A 16,211-nucleotide genomic window follows, 5' to 3' on the forward strand; every position below is an offset into this window, starting at 1 on the left:
TGAGCCGCAGTAACGAAGCGTAATCGGGTTCCCACTACAAAAAGGCTCAAACCGCGCAAGACCGCTGATCGATCCGACCAGGATCTTCAACGGTCTGCCCAATGGAAGTCGCCGCTATGGAAATCGTCACGAACAACCATACGAACAGTCATCTGATGAGTTCACGGCGTTTTGCGCCTCTCTTCTGGACGCAGTTCCTGTCCGCCTTCAACGACAATTTCCTCAAGAACACGCTGGTTTTCCTTATTCTGTTCACCCTGGCGGCGGACAAGGCGGCATCACTGGTCACCCTGGCGGGTGCCGTCTTCATGGCTCCTTTCCTGCTCCTGTCCGCCCTTGGTGGCGAGATCGCCGACCGGTTCGACAAGGCGCTCATCGCCCGTCGGCTGAAATTCGCCGAGATCGCCGCCGCTGCTGTCGCAGTCGTTGGGATCGCGCTGTCGTCGATCCCGGTGCTGATTATGGCGTTGCTCATGTTCGGCATCATCTCGGCACTGTTCGGACCGATAAAGTACGGCATCCTGCCGGATCATCTCGAGCGCAAGGAATTGCCCCGCGCCAATGCCTGGATCGAATCGGCAACCTTCGCCGCCATCCTCGGCGGCACTATCGCCGGAGGCGTTGTCTCGGCCGATGGCATAGGCGTCTCGGTCTTTGGGCCGATGATGATGATCCTCGCCATCGGTTGCTGGTTTGTCAGCCGATACATTCCGTCAACCGGTTCTGCGGCTCCCGACCTGGTCATCGACAAAAACATCTTTCGCTCGACGTGGCGACAGGTCAACAGCTTGCGTGCCGACAAGCGGATCTGGCGCGCCGGACTGATGACGTCGTGGTTCTGGCTGATCGGGGCCATTGTCCTTTCGATCCTGCCTACGTTGGTCAAGGATTCGCTCGGTGGCGGAGAAATCGCTGTCACCGCCTATCTCGCGGTGTTCGCCGTCTCGATCGCGATTGGCTCTGCCATAGCCGCATGGATGTCGCAGGGCCGCATCGTGCTCTTGCCAGCCCCGGTTGGCACGGCGTTGATGGCACTATTCGGCTTGGACCTGGCCTGGACCATCTGGAGCATGCAGCCTTCGCTTAGGGCCGAAACGCTCGCAACATTCTTCGCCGGACCAAACACGGTCCATGTTGCGATCGACCTTGCCGGCATGGCTATTGCCAGCGCCTTTCTTGTCGTGCCGACCTTCGCCGCCGTGCAAGCCTGGGCGCCCGAAGCCAGCCGCGCCCGCGTCGTCGCCGCCGTGAGCATCGTCAATGCAGGCTTCATGACGGTGGGCGGCATACTCGTCGCCGCGATTCAAACAGCGGGCGTCTCCACTGGAGGTATCCTGTTCGGCCTCGCCGCACTCAACGTGGTCGCCGCCTGGCTGATGCTGAGATATCTGCCAACCAACGCCTTCCGCGACTTCGTTTCCATTCTGTTCCGAGCCTTCCATCGTCTGGAGGTGGAGGGGCTGGAAAACCTCAAGGCGGCCGGCCCGGCACCCATCCTGGCGCTCAACCATGTCAGTTTCCTCGACGGCCCGCTGGCTTTGACTCTGACCGATGAGGAGCCGGTGTTTGCCATCGACTACACCATCGCCCAGGCCTGGTGGATGAAGCCGTTTATGAATCTCGCCCGCGCCCTGCCGCTCAATCCGGCCAAGCCGATGTCGACCCGCACGCTTATCAAGGTCGTGCAAGGCGGCGATCCGCTGGTCATCTTCCCCGAAGGCCGGATCACCGTGACCGGCGGCCTGATGAAGGTCTATGACGGTGCCGCCATGGTGGCCGACAAGACCGGCTCGATGGTCGTGCCCGTGCGCATCGACGGCCTGGAGAAGAGCTATTTTTCGCGGCTGACCTCGCAGCATGTTCGTCGCCGGCTGTTCCCGAAGGTCAAGGTGACCATTCTGGAGCCCGTCAAACTTCAAGTAGCGCCGGATCTGAAGGGCCGGAAGCGCCGCGCAGCGGCGGGCGCTGCCCTCTACCAGGTCATGTCGGACCTCCTCTTCCGCACCCAGGACATCAAGAAGACCGTGCTGGAGAAGATCATCCAGACGGCGAACGAACGCGGCATGAAGCAGCTGGCCGTGCAGGACCCGGTCACCGGTTCGCTGAGTTACGGCAAGCTGCTGACAGCGGCTGCCGTGCTTGGCGAGAAATTCGAACATCTCTATGCCGGCCAGCAGACGCTCGGTATCATGCTGCCCAACGCTAATGGCGCCTGTGCGACACTGCTCGGCGTCATGTCGGCCGGCAAGGTTCCCGCGATGATGAACTTCACTGCCGGCGCGGCCAACATCCTCTCCGCTTGCAAGGCCGCCGAGGTGCGCACCGTGCTGACCTCGCGCGCCTTTGTCGAACAAGCGAAACTTGGCGCCGTTGTCGAGGAACTCGGCCGCTCGGTCGATATTGTGTGGCTTGATGATCTGCGGGCCACTATTGGCCTCAAGGATAAGCTGCTCGGCCTTTTGCGCAAAAGCGCACCCCGGGTCGCCCGCAAGTCTGAAGATCCGGCGGTGATCCTGTTCACCTCGGGATCCGAAGGCACGCCCAAGGGGGTGGTGCTCACCCACCGCAACATCCTGGCCAATGCCGCGCAGGCCGCCTCGCGTATCGACTTCCATTCGGGCGACAAGGTCTTCAATGTGCTGCCGATCTTCCATTCCTTCGGCATGACGGCGGGCACGGTGCTGCCGCTGATCTCGGGCGTGCCGGTCTATTTCTACCCCTCGCCGTTGCACTACCGGATCGTGCCGGAGCTTGTTTATGCCTCAAACGCAACGATCATCTTCGGCACCGATACGTTTCTTGCCGGCTATGCCCGCACCGCACACCCCTACGACTTCCGCTCAGTGCGCTACTGCTTTGCCGGCGCGGAACCGGTCAAGCCTTCGACCCGCGCGACCTATATGGAAAAGTTCGGCCTGCGCATCCTCGAAGGCTACGGCGTGACCGAAACCGCGCCGGTGATCTCCATCAACACGCCGATGTACAACCGCTCCGGCAGTGTCGGCAAAATCATGCCGGGTATGGAGTATCGCCTGGACCCGGTGCCTGGCGTCGAGGATGGCGGGCGGCTTTTCGTGCGCGGGCCCAATGTCATGGCAGGCTATCTGCGCACCGAGAAGCCGGGCCTGCTCGAGCCGCTCGAAGACGGCTGGCATGACACCGGCGATGTCGTCGCCGTCGACGATGTCGGCTTCATCACCATTCGAGGCCGCGCCAAGCGCTTTGCCAAGATCGGTGGCGAGATGATCTCGCTGGCCGCCGTCGAGGCGCTGGCGGGCGAATTGTGGAAAGGCTCGCTCTCGGCGGTCGCCGCCGTGCCAGATGCGCGCAAGGGCGAAAAGCTGATCCTCATCACCGAGGCCGTCAACGCCACGCGTGCCGAATTCCTGGCCTTCGCTAAGGCCAACGGCGCCATGGACCTGATGGTGCCCGCCGGAGTGCGCGTCGTTGCGAAAGTGCCCGTCCTCGGCTCGGGGAAGCTCGACTTCGCCGCCGTGACAAAGATGGTGCTCGGCGCAGAGATGAAGATTAACGCCGCTTGAATGGCCGACGAACCAAGCTGCCCGCTTTCCCGCGCAGTCCCCTCCACTTGCCGCCCGCGTAGTAACGCCGGTACTTCACTAGGTCCCGCAAATCACAGGATGTGAGGCGGTCGTCTCTGTCTGACCTTTGGAAACTTAAACATATAGCTATCCCGATTGCCGAACTCAGGGCGAGCAGTTCTGGACCTCGCAGAACGGCAAGCGGGGGTGGTGACGCCGCCAGCGTGCTCGGACGCTGATCAAGCTTGAAAGCCAGGGCAAACTGCCCTGTCGCTTCCTCGCCGGCGCGGATCCAATCGCCACGGCGCTGAACAGTCAATGACCACGGACAGCTTGCCGCGGCTCTTAGCGGCTGCGACCACGGGCCTGGGCGAGTCCTCGACGAGGCGCGCGCGGAATGTTCAGGGTTCAGGCTTATCCGTTCAAGAATATCCGTGGCGTTCCGGTCTCAATGAGCATTCTTGAGCACGGCAGCGCTGGTGAACCTCACGGCGCGCTCGATCGGCCTGTTTCGGAACTTGCCTGTGGCGAGAAACAGCGGCTGCAAATCGGTCTGGCGCTGACAACAATCGGTTGGCCTGCTCCTACTCGACGAGCCGCTTGCCGGCACGAGCCCGCGACGCACTATGATCATCACTGACCTCGCTTGGATTCGCTCGAGCTGGTTGAGAAAGTAAACGTCCTGCAGGAGGGCAGGAAGCTGGTCGAAGGCATGCCGGGTGAGATCCGACCGCTGCAAAGGATGATGCGGCTCGAGGAGCGGAGCCTCACGCAGCTCTCTGCCGTTGAGATGGAGGAGGTTGAATGCGTGGAAGACCTTGGGCGGTTTCTCTACCAATGTGGGCATTTGGAATCAGATAGAGAACAGCCGGCCAAGGCCCGGCTCCGTAAGCATGCACGCGCACTTCAAGCACCGCGATCGCATCAAGAGGCATGCCGAATAAATTTTCACCAATATTGCGGGCTGAACGGCTAAGCAACGGTGAGCAACCGTACGTTTTTTAAATTCAATTGAAGCCAATTAGGAATAGACTATTATCCCACCGGGGCGTGTTTTTTGGGGTGGGTTGGATGAGCAATGTGCAAAGGGTAACTCCAGTTCTAGAACAAGCAATCGCTGCACTTCTAAACAGGGCCGAGTATGGCAACACAGTTTCGATCAAAGCAGCACTGAAGGAAATTAGGCAGGCTGCGCCTTATTTGGTCGCATCCGACGAAGAGCTAACCGAGGCGGTCGTCGAAGTATCTGCTGCCATGGGCCTGTCTCAATGAGTGGCATAGCCTATCCTGGCGATTTGGCTTTGTTGAAACAGGTCTTTGATCGTGTCTGCGCCGAGGCAGGTATCTCGGTTAGTAGCGAGCAGGCGGAGCGCCTGAGCGTGACCGCAATGGCACTCTTCTCGGACGGTGAGTTCGACGAGGCTGTTCTTTATGAACGCCTTCGGCTTGTTGCCCGCTCTCTGCCGAGAAAGGACCGAGCATGACTCCCATCATCGGGAAGCCCTAGCGAGCGTTGTCGCTCCATATGAACCTTTGTCGATCGACGACGTGGGCCGATCAGGGCAAGCGATCCGGCAGCAATACTGTGAGGCGAAGGGTATGCTGCGTGCGCCGAACTTCCCTGTGCGCCGGTGTTCCACCGCGTGAAAAAAGCCCGCCGCACGGTTGGGTGCGGCGGGCCGGACGGGCGCTGTTGCACCAAGCGGGGGACTAGGGTGGGCGGGCTTGCCAGGTGCGCGCGGGCCGTAGGCAAACTTAGGCGCATGAGTTGCTATACGTCTAGCAACCGCCAGTTGGACTGGCCCGAAATCAGGGTTCCAGTGCCAAGGGACAGGACACTTCCCGGAGCCCAGCCCCAAGGCCCGTCGGGGCCGGCTCCGTGCTCCAGCCTACCGGTTCAGATCCGAGCCGTGCCCACATCTTGAACAGGCAAAGCCGCGAGCGCCTGTGAGGTACGAACCGCCGCTGACTTCCATAATGACGCTACACGTGTCGGCCCTTGATAGCTGCGTGAGGGGAGCCGTGCGAAAGACCGGTTCTCGGGGCGCCTCAAGCTATGTCCTTCAACGTTTCCAGCGGCCCTTTCGGAGCCGGCCTGGGTTGGATCAACTCCGGCGCAATCAGGAAAACCTGCGGTGCCGCCGGGGGGTGTTGACCTATCCGACAGGACCTTGAGGCATAGCGAGGATTGCTATAGCTCACCTTTCGTGGCATCATGAGTTATAGAAAGGTGCTCTATAACTCATGGTATGGAATTGGGAGCAGGCTGACTGGCCGCATTTTACCTACGATAAGAAGGTATTGGAACCGCTGGAAAGCGAGTTCCTGTTGCGATCGGGCGAGTTCCTGGGCGTCTTTCGTCATGTCGGTGCCAACGATCGCGACCAGATCCGCATCGATCTTATCAGCGAAGAGGCCTTGAAGACATCCGCGATTGAAGGGGAATACCTCAACCGCGAGAATCTGCAATCATCCTTACGCCAGCAACTTGGCCTGGGAAGCGAGATCAGGCACATTCCGCCGGCCGAGCGCGGCATCGCTGAAATGATGGCCGATGTTTACTTGCGTTTCGCCGATACACTCTCGCACCGCACCCTCTACGCCTGGCACAAGATGGTGATGTCGGGTGAGCGGGGTATCGGGACCATCGGCAGCTACCGCCAGCATGCCGATGCTATGCAAATCGTTTCCAATCGGCTGGATAAGCCCAAAGTGCATTTCGAAGCGCCGCCGTCGGCCCGGGTGAAGACCGAAATGGACGCCTTCGCGGCTTGGTTCAACGAAACCGCGCCCAAAGGCAAGATACCGATTCCGGCGTTGACGCGTGTCGGAATCGCGCACCTTTATTTCGAGAGCATTCACCCATTCGAGGATGGCAACGGGCGCATAGGGCGTGCCCTCTGCGAAAAGGCGTTGGCGCAAAGCCTGGGTGAGCCCAGTCTCATCGCTTTGGCGTACACGATTGAACGCCACCGCAAGGCCTACTACGACCATCTGGAGGCCAGCAACAAGAGCAACGCGATTACGGATTGGCTGCTCTACTTCGCTAAAACGATCCTTGAAGCGCAGCGCGTAACGCTTGCCCGTGTCGAATTCTCCGTCGCCAAGGCCAAGTTTTACGAACGCTACCGCGGTCACTTCAACGAGCGCCAGGAAAAGGTCATCACCCGGATGTTCCGCGAAGGTATAGATGGTTTCAAGGGCGGTCTCAGCGCCGAGAATTACATCGCCATCACTCAGGCATCTCGCGCGTCAGCGACAAGAGATTTGCAGGACCTCGTTGCCAAGGGTGCACTGATTAGAACTGGCGAACGACGATACACACGTTACGCATTGAACACTCTTGCTGGCCGAGCGTAAACCACAACAGGGCAGAAGAAGCGGGCTGTCGAAGAGCCTGCCTGCCTGGCACCGTCAGCACCCAGTAGAAGCCGAACAGCGGGCGAAGCTGATGTTCGACCACCGGCGCGTGGATGAAGGGCAGAAATCGGACGTTGATTTGTTCGTCTATGTGACGTACATTGTTTGCGAAACATAGACCACGACAGGAGTGATCCCAATGGCGCGCAAACAGCCCCAGATCGAACGAGAGACGCCCAACCGCGTCGAACGCCTCGGATTCCGGTTGGATGAAGAGACTAAGGATCTTATCGAGCGGGCAGCGCATCTGTCACGACGCAAAGTCAGCGACTTCTGCGTCACTGCGCTCACTGACACCGCGCGCCGGACGATCGCCGAGCATGAGACGTTGGTGCTGTCCGATCGCGACCGCGCGGCATTCTTCGACGCGCTGGTCAATCCGCCAGAGCCGAGTGAGCGGCTGGTCCGCGCCTTGGCCGAGCACAAGCGCCGGGTCGCGTCCTGAGCATGGCGGCGTCTCGGCCAGATTTGAAGATCGAGGCGCTCGCGTCGCATCACGACCGGGACGGCTTTGCCTGCGGCGTCGACAGACTCGACCGTTATCTCCGGACGCAGGCAAGCCAAGATGTGCGGCGCAAGGCGAATGGGGTCTTCATTCTCGTGGAGCCTGATAAACCGGATGTCGTGCTGGGCTATTATACGCTTTGCGCAACCGGCGTTGCACAGGGCGACGTGCCGGCCGCCGCGCGCAAGCACATCCCGCGCTATCCGCTGGTCAGCGCCACGCTGATCGGACGGCTGGCGGTCTCGGAAGCCCGTCAGGGCGAACGCCTGGGTGCGATGCTTCTCGCCGACGCCGTGCGGCGCGCCTATGCGAGCGCGGCCACAGTCGGTTCCTCGATGCTGGTGGTGGATGCCATCAGCGAGCGCGCCGCTGCCTTCTATGAGGGAAACGGCTTCGTGCGGCTGCCGGACTCCCTCCGGCTGGTCCTACCGATGCACGCAATCCAGCAACTGGTGGAGCCATGATCGACGCAGCACCTACATCGCCTAACGCGCAGCCTTCGCCGTCGGACCGCGACGGGTTCGGCCACCCTGTGCTTTGCCGAAGCCCTCAGAAGCATCTCGCAGACCCAATAAAAAGGACCCTCTTTCGTCGTGCTACGGCGCCCTGTCAGGTGCTCTGTCGCTCGGGCAGCCGAAGCCGGGCGACAATCTCTCAAACATCGCGTCACAGCATGCCCTGTTGCGCCGCTTCGCCAAAACAGAACCGAAAGATGGGAGAACTTTGTGTGCAGCAAGTGTGCACGTCGCCCTCTAAACACTGGTTCCCATCCTGATGCCGAATCTATCACTGGATACCTCAGAGCACCCTGAATGATCCAAACGCAATCGGCAGCGGCATGGTCGGCCTTCAAAGTCCCTTGGCCGGGTTGGTACGGATAGTCGGAATCTTGCCACACCCGTTTCCGAACTGGATTTTGAAGCCGTGAATGAGCGGCTATGATGAACGTGCCGAGTGCAAGCAAGGTCGAGGAGGCCTCGAACAATCGGCATTAGAGGAGATTACGTCGATGACGAACGTTCGCGCCCTTGTCCTTGAACGCCAGCACGAACTCAAGCTGCGTGAGATCGATCTGCCACAGACCGTAGGCGCGGGCGAAGTTCGCATCAAGATCCATACGGTGGGCATCTGCGGCTCGGACGTGCACTACTACACGCATGGCCGCATCGGCCCGTTCGTGGTCGAAGCGCCGATGGTCTTGGGCCACGAAGCCGCCGGCACTGTCGTCGAAACAGGGAAAGGCGTCGAGCATCTGAAGGTCGGCGACCGCGTCTGCATGGAGCCGGGTATCCCCGATCCCAATTCGCGGGCGAGCCGGCTCGGCCTATACAACATCGATCCGGCGGTCAGGTTCTGGGCAACGCCGCCGATCCACGGCGTGTTGACACCCTATGTCGTCCACCCCGCCAACTACACTTTCAAACTGCCCGACAATGTCAGCTTCGCCGAAGGCGCCATGGTCGAGCCCTTCGCCGTCGGCATGCAGGCGGCTGCCAAAGCAAAGATCGCGCCTGGTGACACGGCGGTGGTGATTGGCGCCGGGCCGATCGGCACGATGGTGGCGATCGCGGCACTCGCCGGCGGGTGCGCCCGCGCCATTGTTGCAGATTTCGCCCAACCCAAGCTCGACATCGCCAGCGGCTATCAAGGCGTGATCCCGGTCAACATCCGCGACAAGAACCTGGCGGCGGAGGTAAAGCGCCTGACCGATTGCTGGGGCGCCGATGTCGTTTTCGAATGCTCGGGCTCGTCCAAGGCATGGGAGACCCTGCTCGATCTGCCGCGGCCCGGCGGCGCGGTGGTGGTGGTCGGCCTGCCGGTGGCGCCGATCGCATTCGATGTCGCCACCGCCTCGACCAAGGAAGTCCGCATCGAGACTGTGTTCCGATATGCCCACCAATATGAGCGGGCAATCGCGCTGATGGGGTCGGGTCGGGTCGACCTAAAGCCACTCATTTCGGCGACCTTCCCCTTCGAAGATTCCATCACCGCCTTCGACCGCGCAGTCGAAGCCCGGCCGGCGGACGTAAAGCTTCAGATCCTGTTGCCGGATTAAGGGGAGTTCCAAAAGCCCCCGGCTGTCCTCCCGATCTCCTCGATGCTTTCGTAGCTTTCCTTGGGCTGCCAAAGTTGGCGGCGGCCCTGAGCGCGTTTGAGGCTGGTGCACGGCATTTACCGGCGGCGTTTCCTCCAAAAACAACTCCATACCCGGCGATGACGGCATCCTCTGGGACCACGAGCAAATCCCTTGAGCGCTGACGGAACCGACTTGACAAATCGGCGGCCGTCCGACACGTTCCTAACAAAAGGCACAACAAACTTACAAAAGTTCAAGTTGGCACAATCTGGCCGATAGGGAGAAGGCCGATGCGTCTCTGTGACCGAGCGGAGATTTGCACGTGAGCAGCGCTATCCTCACGCGGCCGACTTCCAGGTGGGCCCTGCCCCGGTTCATGACGGCCGAGCATCCTTTTCCCTGGCTCGCGCCGATCACGGTGATGCTTCTCGTTTTCGGCATCTACCCCCTCGCCTATTCAGTCTGGCTGTCGTTTCACAAACGCAATGTCGTTTCCCGGCAGCTTGACTTCGCAGGGCTCCACCAATGGACGCGGGCCTTCTCGGATGCGCGTATGTGGCATTCGCTGGAAACCACGCTGATCTACACCTTCGTCGCGCTTGCGGTTCAGCTTGCGCTCGGCATCCTCATTGCCCTTCTGCTTGACACCGATCGCAAAGGTTACGGCGTGCTGCGGGCGCTGATGACACTGCCGCTGGTGGTGCCGCCTGCGGTGACCGGAATGATGTTCCTGCTGATGCAGGACGGCTCTTTCGGCGTCCTGTCGTTCTACCTCTATGCCCTCGACCTGATCTCGCCGGCACAGCCGATCCTGACGCAGCCCGGAACCGCATTGGCGGCGATCCTGCTGGCAGACATATGGCAATGGACGCCGTTCATGGTGCTCATCATCCTGGCAGGACTCAGGGCGCTGCCGAAGGAACCTTTCGAAGCCGCGGCGATCGACGGCGCCAACGGCATCCAGACATTCTGGCGGCTCACATTGCCGATGCTGCGCAAGGTGATAGCGGTCGCGGTGCTGATCCGCGGCGTCGATCTCTTTCGCATCTACGACTACGTTTACATCATCACCGCCGGCGGGCCAGGCACGGCCACCGAGACACTTTCATTCTACGCGGGTCGAATCTACTTCACCGGAGACTTTCCCTATGCCGCGACCCTGTCGCTGATCGTGCTCGTCGTCTTGATCGTCGTGTCGAACCTGTTCGTCAGGCTGTTCAAGGTGAGGTTCTGATGGAGTCGTCGCGCGCCCAAACGATCGCCCGTGACGTGCTCGCCGTCCTGGTGGTGGCGATCTTCATGTTCCCGATCGCGTGGTGGGCTCTGTCGTCCATCAAACCCTATTCGGCGATTTTCGACCGCAGCGGACCAGTCTACACCGGTTTCACGCCGACGCCGGACAATTACCGTGTGACGTTGCTTGGCGTTTCGCGCGTCGACATCGGCATGGAACAAGGCGGCGAGGCGGCCGGGGTCATCAAGGGTGGCGCGAGCTCCTACGATTCCCGCCAGTCGTTGCTCGACAGCGCCATCATAGCCGTCGGATCGACGGCGCTGACGCTGCTGCTGGCCACCCTGGCTGCCTATTGCCTGTCGCGAATGCAGTTCAGCGGCCAGCAGTCCTTCCTGTTCTGGATTCTCTCGCAGCGCTTCATGCCGCCAATCGCGATCGTCATTCCGATCGTTTTCATGTTCCGCGATCTCGGCTTACGCGATACTTATACGGGCCTCATCCTCGTTCACAGTTTGATCAACCTGCCGCTGGCAGTTTTGCTTTTGAAATCGTTCTTCGACGATGTTCCGCGCGAGGTTGATGAGGCGGCGCTGATTGACGGCGCGACGCGCTGGCAGACGTTCCGACGCGTGGTCCTTCCCATGGTCAAGGGCGGCATCGCTGCGACGGCTGTGCTGTGTTTCATCTTTTCGTGGACCGAGTTCCTGCTCTCACTGTTCCTGACAACGTCGATCCGCACCGTGCCGGTGAAGATCTCGACCTTTGTCACCTCGACCGCGACCGAGTGGGGCTACATCACAGCGCTCGGCACGTCCGCGATCATACCCAGCTTCATCTTCATCCTGCTGGTTCAACGGCATCTGGTCCGCGGCCTCACCCTCGGGTCCCTGAAGGAGTGAGGCGCAGACGAGAAGAACGACGACAAAAACGCAATGGAGGAACGATCATGAGCTTCAGTGAACACGACAAGAAGACATTCGTCGCCGATACCTGCAACGATTTTACGGCGCGCCGAATAACCAAACGCGACTTCATGAGGAAGATGGCGCTCGCCGGTGTCGGCTTTTCTGCCTTCGGATCGGCCATGCTAGGAGGCGGCCGCACCAATCGGGGGATGCTGGGGCTTGGGGTTGAAGAAGCCCGCGCCCAGGACGCCGACATGCTGAAGTGGCTGGCCGATGTCGGCAAGCCATATGCCGGCACCAAAATCCGCTACACTTCGGAAGCGACGCCGCCAACGATCGTGGCCAACCAGCTTGTCGCGGGTGAATTCACCAAGGCAACCGGCATTGAGGTGGAAGTCGAGATCGTGCCGCTGGAGCAGGTTCTCGCCAAGGCGACGCAAGACGTACAGGGCCAACTTGGCACCTACGACGTCTACTATCTCGACCAGTCCTGGATGGCGACATTTGCCCAGGATGTCGTCGATCCGCGCGAGTATTACGACCAGAACAAAGACCTGGCGATGCCCAACTTCGACTGGGACGATTTCTCCAAGCCGCTGGTCGACGGCATTGCCATGTACAACGGCAAACAGTGCGGAATTCCATTCGATATTCCGATCTTCATCCTGATGTACCGCAAGGATCTATTCGACAAACACAACATTGCGCTGCCGACAGACCTCGACGCCTACCTCAAGGCCGTTCAGGCGCTCACAGAGGCAGAAAAAAGCAACGGCATCTTCGGCACCGCGTGCCAGGCGAAGTCCGGCCACTATTCGCTCGAATGCGACTGGACCTTCGCACTGTGGGGCCATGGCGGTTCGGTCTTCAACAAGGACAAGAAGTTTGTCGGCAATGACGAACGCGGCGTGGCCGGGCTCAAATTCTATCAGGAGTTGGTCAAGAATTCGCCGCCGTCTGCGACGACTTGGACGTGGGACGGTCAGGGACAGGCGCTGACGCAGGGACAAGCCGCTATGGCAATCACCTGGGGCGAGGATTTCCCCGGCTTCGACGCCAATGATTCCAAGGTCAAAGGCCTGTTCGAGGCCCTGCCCGCGCCCAAGGAGGTTCCTGGCCGCCGCGCCGCCGCCGATTGCGGCTTCAACGAAATCCCGGCCGTCGGCCACCAGGGCGGCTCGACGATCTCGCTGTCGCAATATTCCAAGAACAAGGAAGCAGCATGGCTGTTCATGCAGTGGGTCTGCTCGAAGGATGTGATGGCGCGGGTATCGACGCTCGGCGGCGGCGCCTCGCCGATGCGCAATTCCTCTTTTACGGATCCTCGGGTCAAGGCAAAGGCCGTTGTCGGGCCCGGAACGACACGCCACTTCGACGCGATCAAATACACTATCGACAACCAGATGGGATCGGAGCCGGACATGCCGATCTGGGCGGATTTGTCGAACAACGACATTCCGGTTGAACTCGGCAAATTGCTTACGGGCCAAGACTATGGCGGCGACGCCAAGGCATGCCTGGATGCTATTGCCGGCATTGTCGACGGCAAAGTCAAGGACGCCGGTCTTTAGCGGCTAATCGGTGATTTGGGCGAAGGCGGCTTCGGCCGCCCTCGCCGTTTGGCAATGTGGCGGCAATGGTTCCAGATCTCGTCATCGGCATTGATTCCTCGACCTCGGCAACCAAGGCGATCGCCTGGGACCGCAATGGTCTGGCCGTGGCTGAAGGCCGTGCACCGCTTGCAATGTCCAACCCGCGTTCGGGCTATTTCGAGCAGGATCCGGCCGAATGGTGGACCTCGACGGTCGCAGCGCTGCGCGCTGTCGCGGCAACGGTTTCGCCGGCACGCATTGCAGCCCTTGCGATTGCCAACCAACGCGAGAGCTTCGGACTTTTCGATGAGCAGGGCCAGGCAGTCGGGCCTGCAACGCTCTGGCTCGATGAGCGCGCCCGGCGGAAGGCACGGCGCTTCGGCGAGAGCTTCGGCGCGGCACGCGTCCACGCAATATCCGGCAAGCCGCTGGACGTCATTCCTTGCCTTTACCGCATGATCTGGTTTCGCGAGGAAGAGCCCGAGATTTTTGCCCGGGTGGAGCGAATGGCCGAAGTTCACGGCTATCTGGTGTTTCGCTTGAGTGGCCTGTGGGTGACGTCCACCGCATCCGCCGACCCGATGGGCATACTCGATATGCGAGCTATGGACTGGTCGAACGATATACTGAACGCGGCAGGCGTCGCCCGGCGCATGATGCTTGACCTGGCGCGGCCCGGCGCCGTTCTAGGCCAACTAACGTCGGAAGCGGCCATGCTGACGGGCTTGCGGGAGGGCACACCGATCGTCGCCGGCGGCGGCGACGGTCAATGCGCCGGCACGGGCGCGGGTGTGTTGCAGCCGCGATGCGCCTACATCAACCTCGGTACGGCTGTCGTCTCTGGCAGCTTCGGCATCGACTACGTGCATGATTTGGCCTTCCGCACAGAGACGGCGGTCGCCGATGATGGCTATATCTACGAGACGTGCCTTCGCGCCGGCACTTTTCTTGTCGACTGGATGGCGCGCGAAATGCTTGGCGTCGATCTGCATGGCGCAAGCGACGCCCTGGAGGCGCTCGAGGCCGAAGCCGCTACCAGCCCGATCGGCGCAGGCGGCATAATGCTCCTGCCCTACTGGCAGGGCGTCATGGATCCGCACTGGGACAGTGCTGCCCGTGGTGTCATTGCCGGGCTATCCGGCTCCAGCCGCCGCGGCGACATCTATCGCGCCGTGCTGGAAGGCATAGCGCTGCATCAGGCCGCGACAAGTCAGCGGGCCGCTGCGGCTGCCGCCCAGACCATCGACCAGTTCATAGCCATCGGCGGAGGAGCGAAGTCCGACCTGTGGATGCAGATTTTGGCAGATGCACTCGACCGTCCCGTAATGCGTTCGACGACAGTGGAAGCCTCCTCGCTTGGCGCGGCGATGGCAGCGGCCAAGGGCGTGGGCTGGTTTTCCACCATCGCCGAAGCGTCGCTCGCAATGGCCAGCAAGCCGGCCAAAACCTTCGAACCGGACGCGAAACGGGCCGCGCTCTACGCCGAGCTTCTTGCGATCCATGCCGATCTTTGGCCTACGCTTTCAGCCTGGAACGAGCGCCTCGCGGCCTTCATGGAGGCCGATCATGGCTGAAACCAACTGGAACGCCTTAATCGAGGACGTTGTCGCGGGACGCTGGAAAGATCCCAAGACAGGCGCGGCAGCGGTCCTGCCGTTCCAGACGATCGAATTGCTGGAGACGACGGAGGGCCGGGAGGCGGATCTCGTTGCGCCCCTGGCCCTAGGCAGCCGCATCGCTGTTGTGTCCGATGTCAACACCGTCGATGTGATGGGCCGGCGCGTCGCGAAGGCGCTGCGCGCCATCGCCGACATCGACGAAATCGTGCTGCCTGACGGCCTCGACTGCGATGAGGCAACGATCCAGATGGTCAGGGAGAAGACGCGTCACGCCGACGGGGTCGTGGCCGTCGGGTCGGGCGTCCTCAACGACAGCTGCAAGCATGCAACCTTCCTCGACGAGCGGCCCTATGCCGTCTTCGGCACGGCCGCCTCGATGAATGGCTACGGCGCCTCGACAGCGTCGGTGACGTTGGCCTCCGGGCTTAAGATCTCGCTGCCCTCGCATGCTCCGCGGGGCATCTTCCTGGACCTTGGTGTTTCGGCTGCAGCACCCGCCTGGCTCAGCGCCGCCGGGCTTGGCGACAGCCTCTGCCGCTCCACCGCCCAGATCGACTGGTGGGCTTCGCATCGGCTGTTCGACACTTACTATTCCGAGGTGCCTTACCTGCTGCAGGCGGGTGATGAGGAACCGATGCTGGCCCATGCGCCTGGCCTTGCCAGGCATGACATCACCGCCGTCGGGCACCTCCAGCGCATCCTGACGCTGTGCTCGATGGGTGTGTGCTTCGCCGGCGTTTCCCACCCTGGGTCCATGGGAGAGCACCAAATCTCCCACTGGATCGACATGTTCGCGCAAGCCCATCATCCCGGCACCACGCACGGCCAGCAGGTCGGGGTTGCCTCGCTGGTCATGGCGCGACTGCAAGCGCGGCTACTGGACATGGAAGTGCCGCCGCAGGCAAGGCCGACCTTCATCGACGAGGCGGCAATGCTGGCGCGCTATGGCGGGCAACTTGGACCGCTTTGCATTGCCGAGATGAGGAAGACGGCACACGACGCCAGCCAGACGGAAACCTTCAACCGCAGGCTTGCGGAAATCTGGCCGGCGTTGCGCCAGGAGGTTCGGCCGATGGCAATGCCGGTCGCCCGCATGGAGGCGGCGCTCAAGGCTGCGGGGGGGCCGGTCACCGGCGCGGAACTAGGCCTGCCGCGTGCGCTTTGGCACGATGCCATTCGCTATTCGCGAGAAATCCGCGGCCGATGGTCCTTTGTCAACCTGGCCGCCGATGGGGGGTTGCTGGAAGAGTTTCTGGAGAACGAATGGTGAGAGCATCCGATCGCCAATGGCTCGCATGGCGAAAATGAGATCCAACC

14 protein-coding genes are annotated in these 16,211 nt (G+C 61.3%); all 14 read left to right on the plus strand.

All coding sequences use genetic code 11. The features are described 5' to 3' along the window. Window positions 1–116 precede the first annotated feature (116 nt). The gene (locus tag NKI95_RS24510; RefSeq protein WP_352719827.1) at window positions 117–3,542 is read left to right on the plus strand and encodes an acyl-[ACP]--phospholipid O-acyltransferase; all 3,426 of its coding nucleotides are present in this window, start codon (window positions 117–119) and stop codon (window positions 3,540–3,542) included. A 397-nt stretch (window positions 3,543–3,939) separates the two neighbouring features. Further along, window positions 3,940–4,182, plus strand: coding sequence for a hypothetical protein (locus NKI95_RS24515; RefSeq protein ID WP_352719829.1), 243 nt, complete (start codon window positions 3,940–3,942; stop codon window positions 4,180–4,182). Between the two features lie 431 nt (window positions 4,183–4,613). After that, complete coding sequence (locus NKI95_RS24520; protein ID WP_352719831.1) at window positions 4,614–4,814, plus strand: hypothetical protein; 201 nt, start codon at window positions 4,614–4,616, stop codon at window positions 4,812–4,814. After that, on the plus strand, window positions 4,811–5,026 hold the full coding sequence (locus NKI95_RS24525; protein ID WP_352719833.1) for a hypothetical protein: 216 nt from the start codon (window positions 4,811–4,813) through the stop codon (window positions 5,024–5,026). The genes NKI95_RS24520 and NKI95_RS24525 overlap by 4 nt, the downstream gene beginning before the upstream one ends. A 760-nt stretch (window positions 5,027–5,786) precedes the next feature. Beyond that, a complete protein-coding gene (locus NKI95_RS24530) occupies window positions 5,787–6,902 on the plus strand; it encodes a Fic family protein (RefSeq protein WP_352719835.1) in 1,116 nt (371 codons plus the stop codon). Beyond that, the gene (locus NKI95_RS24535; RefSeq protein WP_352719838.1) at window positions 6,886–7,080 is read left to right on the plus strand and encodes a hypothetical protein; all 195 of its coding nucleotides are present in this window, start codon (window positions 6,886–6,888) and stop codon (window positions 7,078–7,080) included. The genes NKI95_RS24530 and NKI95_RS24535 overlap by 17 nt, the downstream gene beginning before the upstream one ends. 21 nt (window positions 7,081–7,101) lie before the next feature. Next, the gene (locus tag NKI95_RS24540) at window positions 7,102–7,407 is read left to right on the plus strand and encodes a type II toxin-antitoxin system TacA family antitoxin (RefSeq protein WP_352592712.1); all 306 of its coding nucleotides are present in this window, start codon (window positions 7,102–7,104) and stop codon (window positions 7,405–7,407) included. Window positions 7,408–7,430: 23 nt separating this feature from the next. Continuing rightward, window positions 7,431–7,931, plus strand: a complete 501-nt coding sequence (locus tag NKI95_RS24545; protein WP_352719840.1) for a GNAT family N-acetyltransferase — start codon at window positions 7,431–7,433, stop codon at window positions 7,929–7,931. A gap of 545 nt (window positions 7,932–8,476) precedes the next feature. After that, window positions 8,477–9,523, plus strand: a complete 1,047-nt coding sequence (locus tag NKI95_RS24550) for an NAD(P)-dependent alcohol dehydrogenase (protein WP_352719842.1) — start codon at window positions 8,477–8,479, stop codon at window positions 9,521–9,523. A 343-nt stretch (window positions 9,524–9,866) separates the two neighbouring features. Next, a complete protein-coding gene (locus tag NKI95_RS24555; protein WP_352719844.1) occupies window positions 9,867–10,778 on the plus strand; it encodes a carbohydrate ABC transporter permease in 912 nt (303 codons plus the stop codon). Then, window positions 10,778–11,677: a carbohydrate ABC transporter permease gene (locus NKI95_RS24560; RefSeq protein ID WP_031212286.1), complete on the plus strand. Its 900-nt coding sequence runs from the start codon at window positions 10,778–10,780 to the stop codon at window positions 11,675–11,677. Before NKI95_RS24555 ends, NKI95_RS24560 begins: the two co-directional genes overlap by 1 nt. A 47-nt stretch (window positions 11,678–11,724) precedes the next feature. Continuing rightward, complete coding sequence (locus NKI95_RS24565; RefSeq protein WP_352450630.1) at window positions 11,725–13,254, plus strand: ABC transporter substrate-binding protein; 1,530 nt, start codon at window positions 11,725–11,727, stop codon at window positions 13,252–13,254. Between the two features lie 65 nt (window positions 13,255–13,319). Further along, entirely contained in the window at window positions 13,320–14,849 is a 1,530-nt protein-coding gene (locus tag NKI95_RS24570; protein ID WP_352719847.1) for a xylulokinase, read from the plus strand. Next, on the plus strand, window positions 14,842–16,164 hold the full coding sequence (locus tag NKI95_RS24575) for an iron-containing alcohol dehydrogenase (RefSeq protein ID WP_352719849.1): 1,323 nt from the start codon (window positions 14,842–14,844) through the stop codon (window positions 16,162–16,164). Before NKI95_RS24570 ends, NKI95_RS24575 begins: the two co-directional genes overlap by 8 nt. Window positions 16,165–16,211 lie beyond the last annotated feature (47 nt).

This window comes from Mesorhizobium sp. M0306 (assembly GCF_040321655.1).
Classification (GTDB): Bacteria; Pseudomonadota; Alphaproteobacteria; order Rhizobiales; family Rhizobiaceae; genus Mesorhizobium.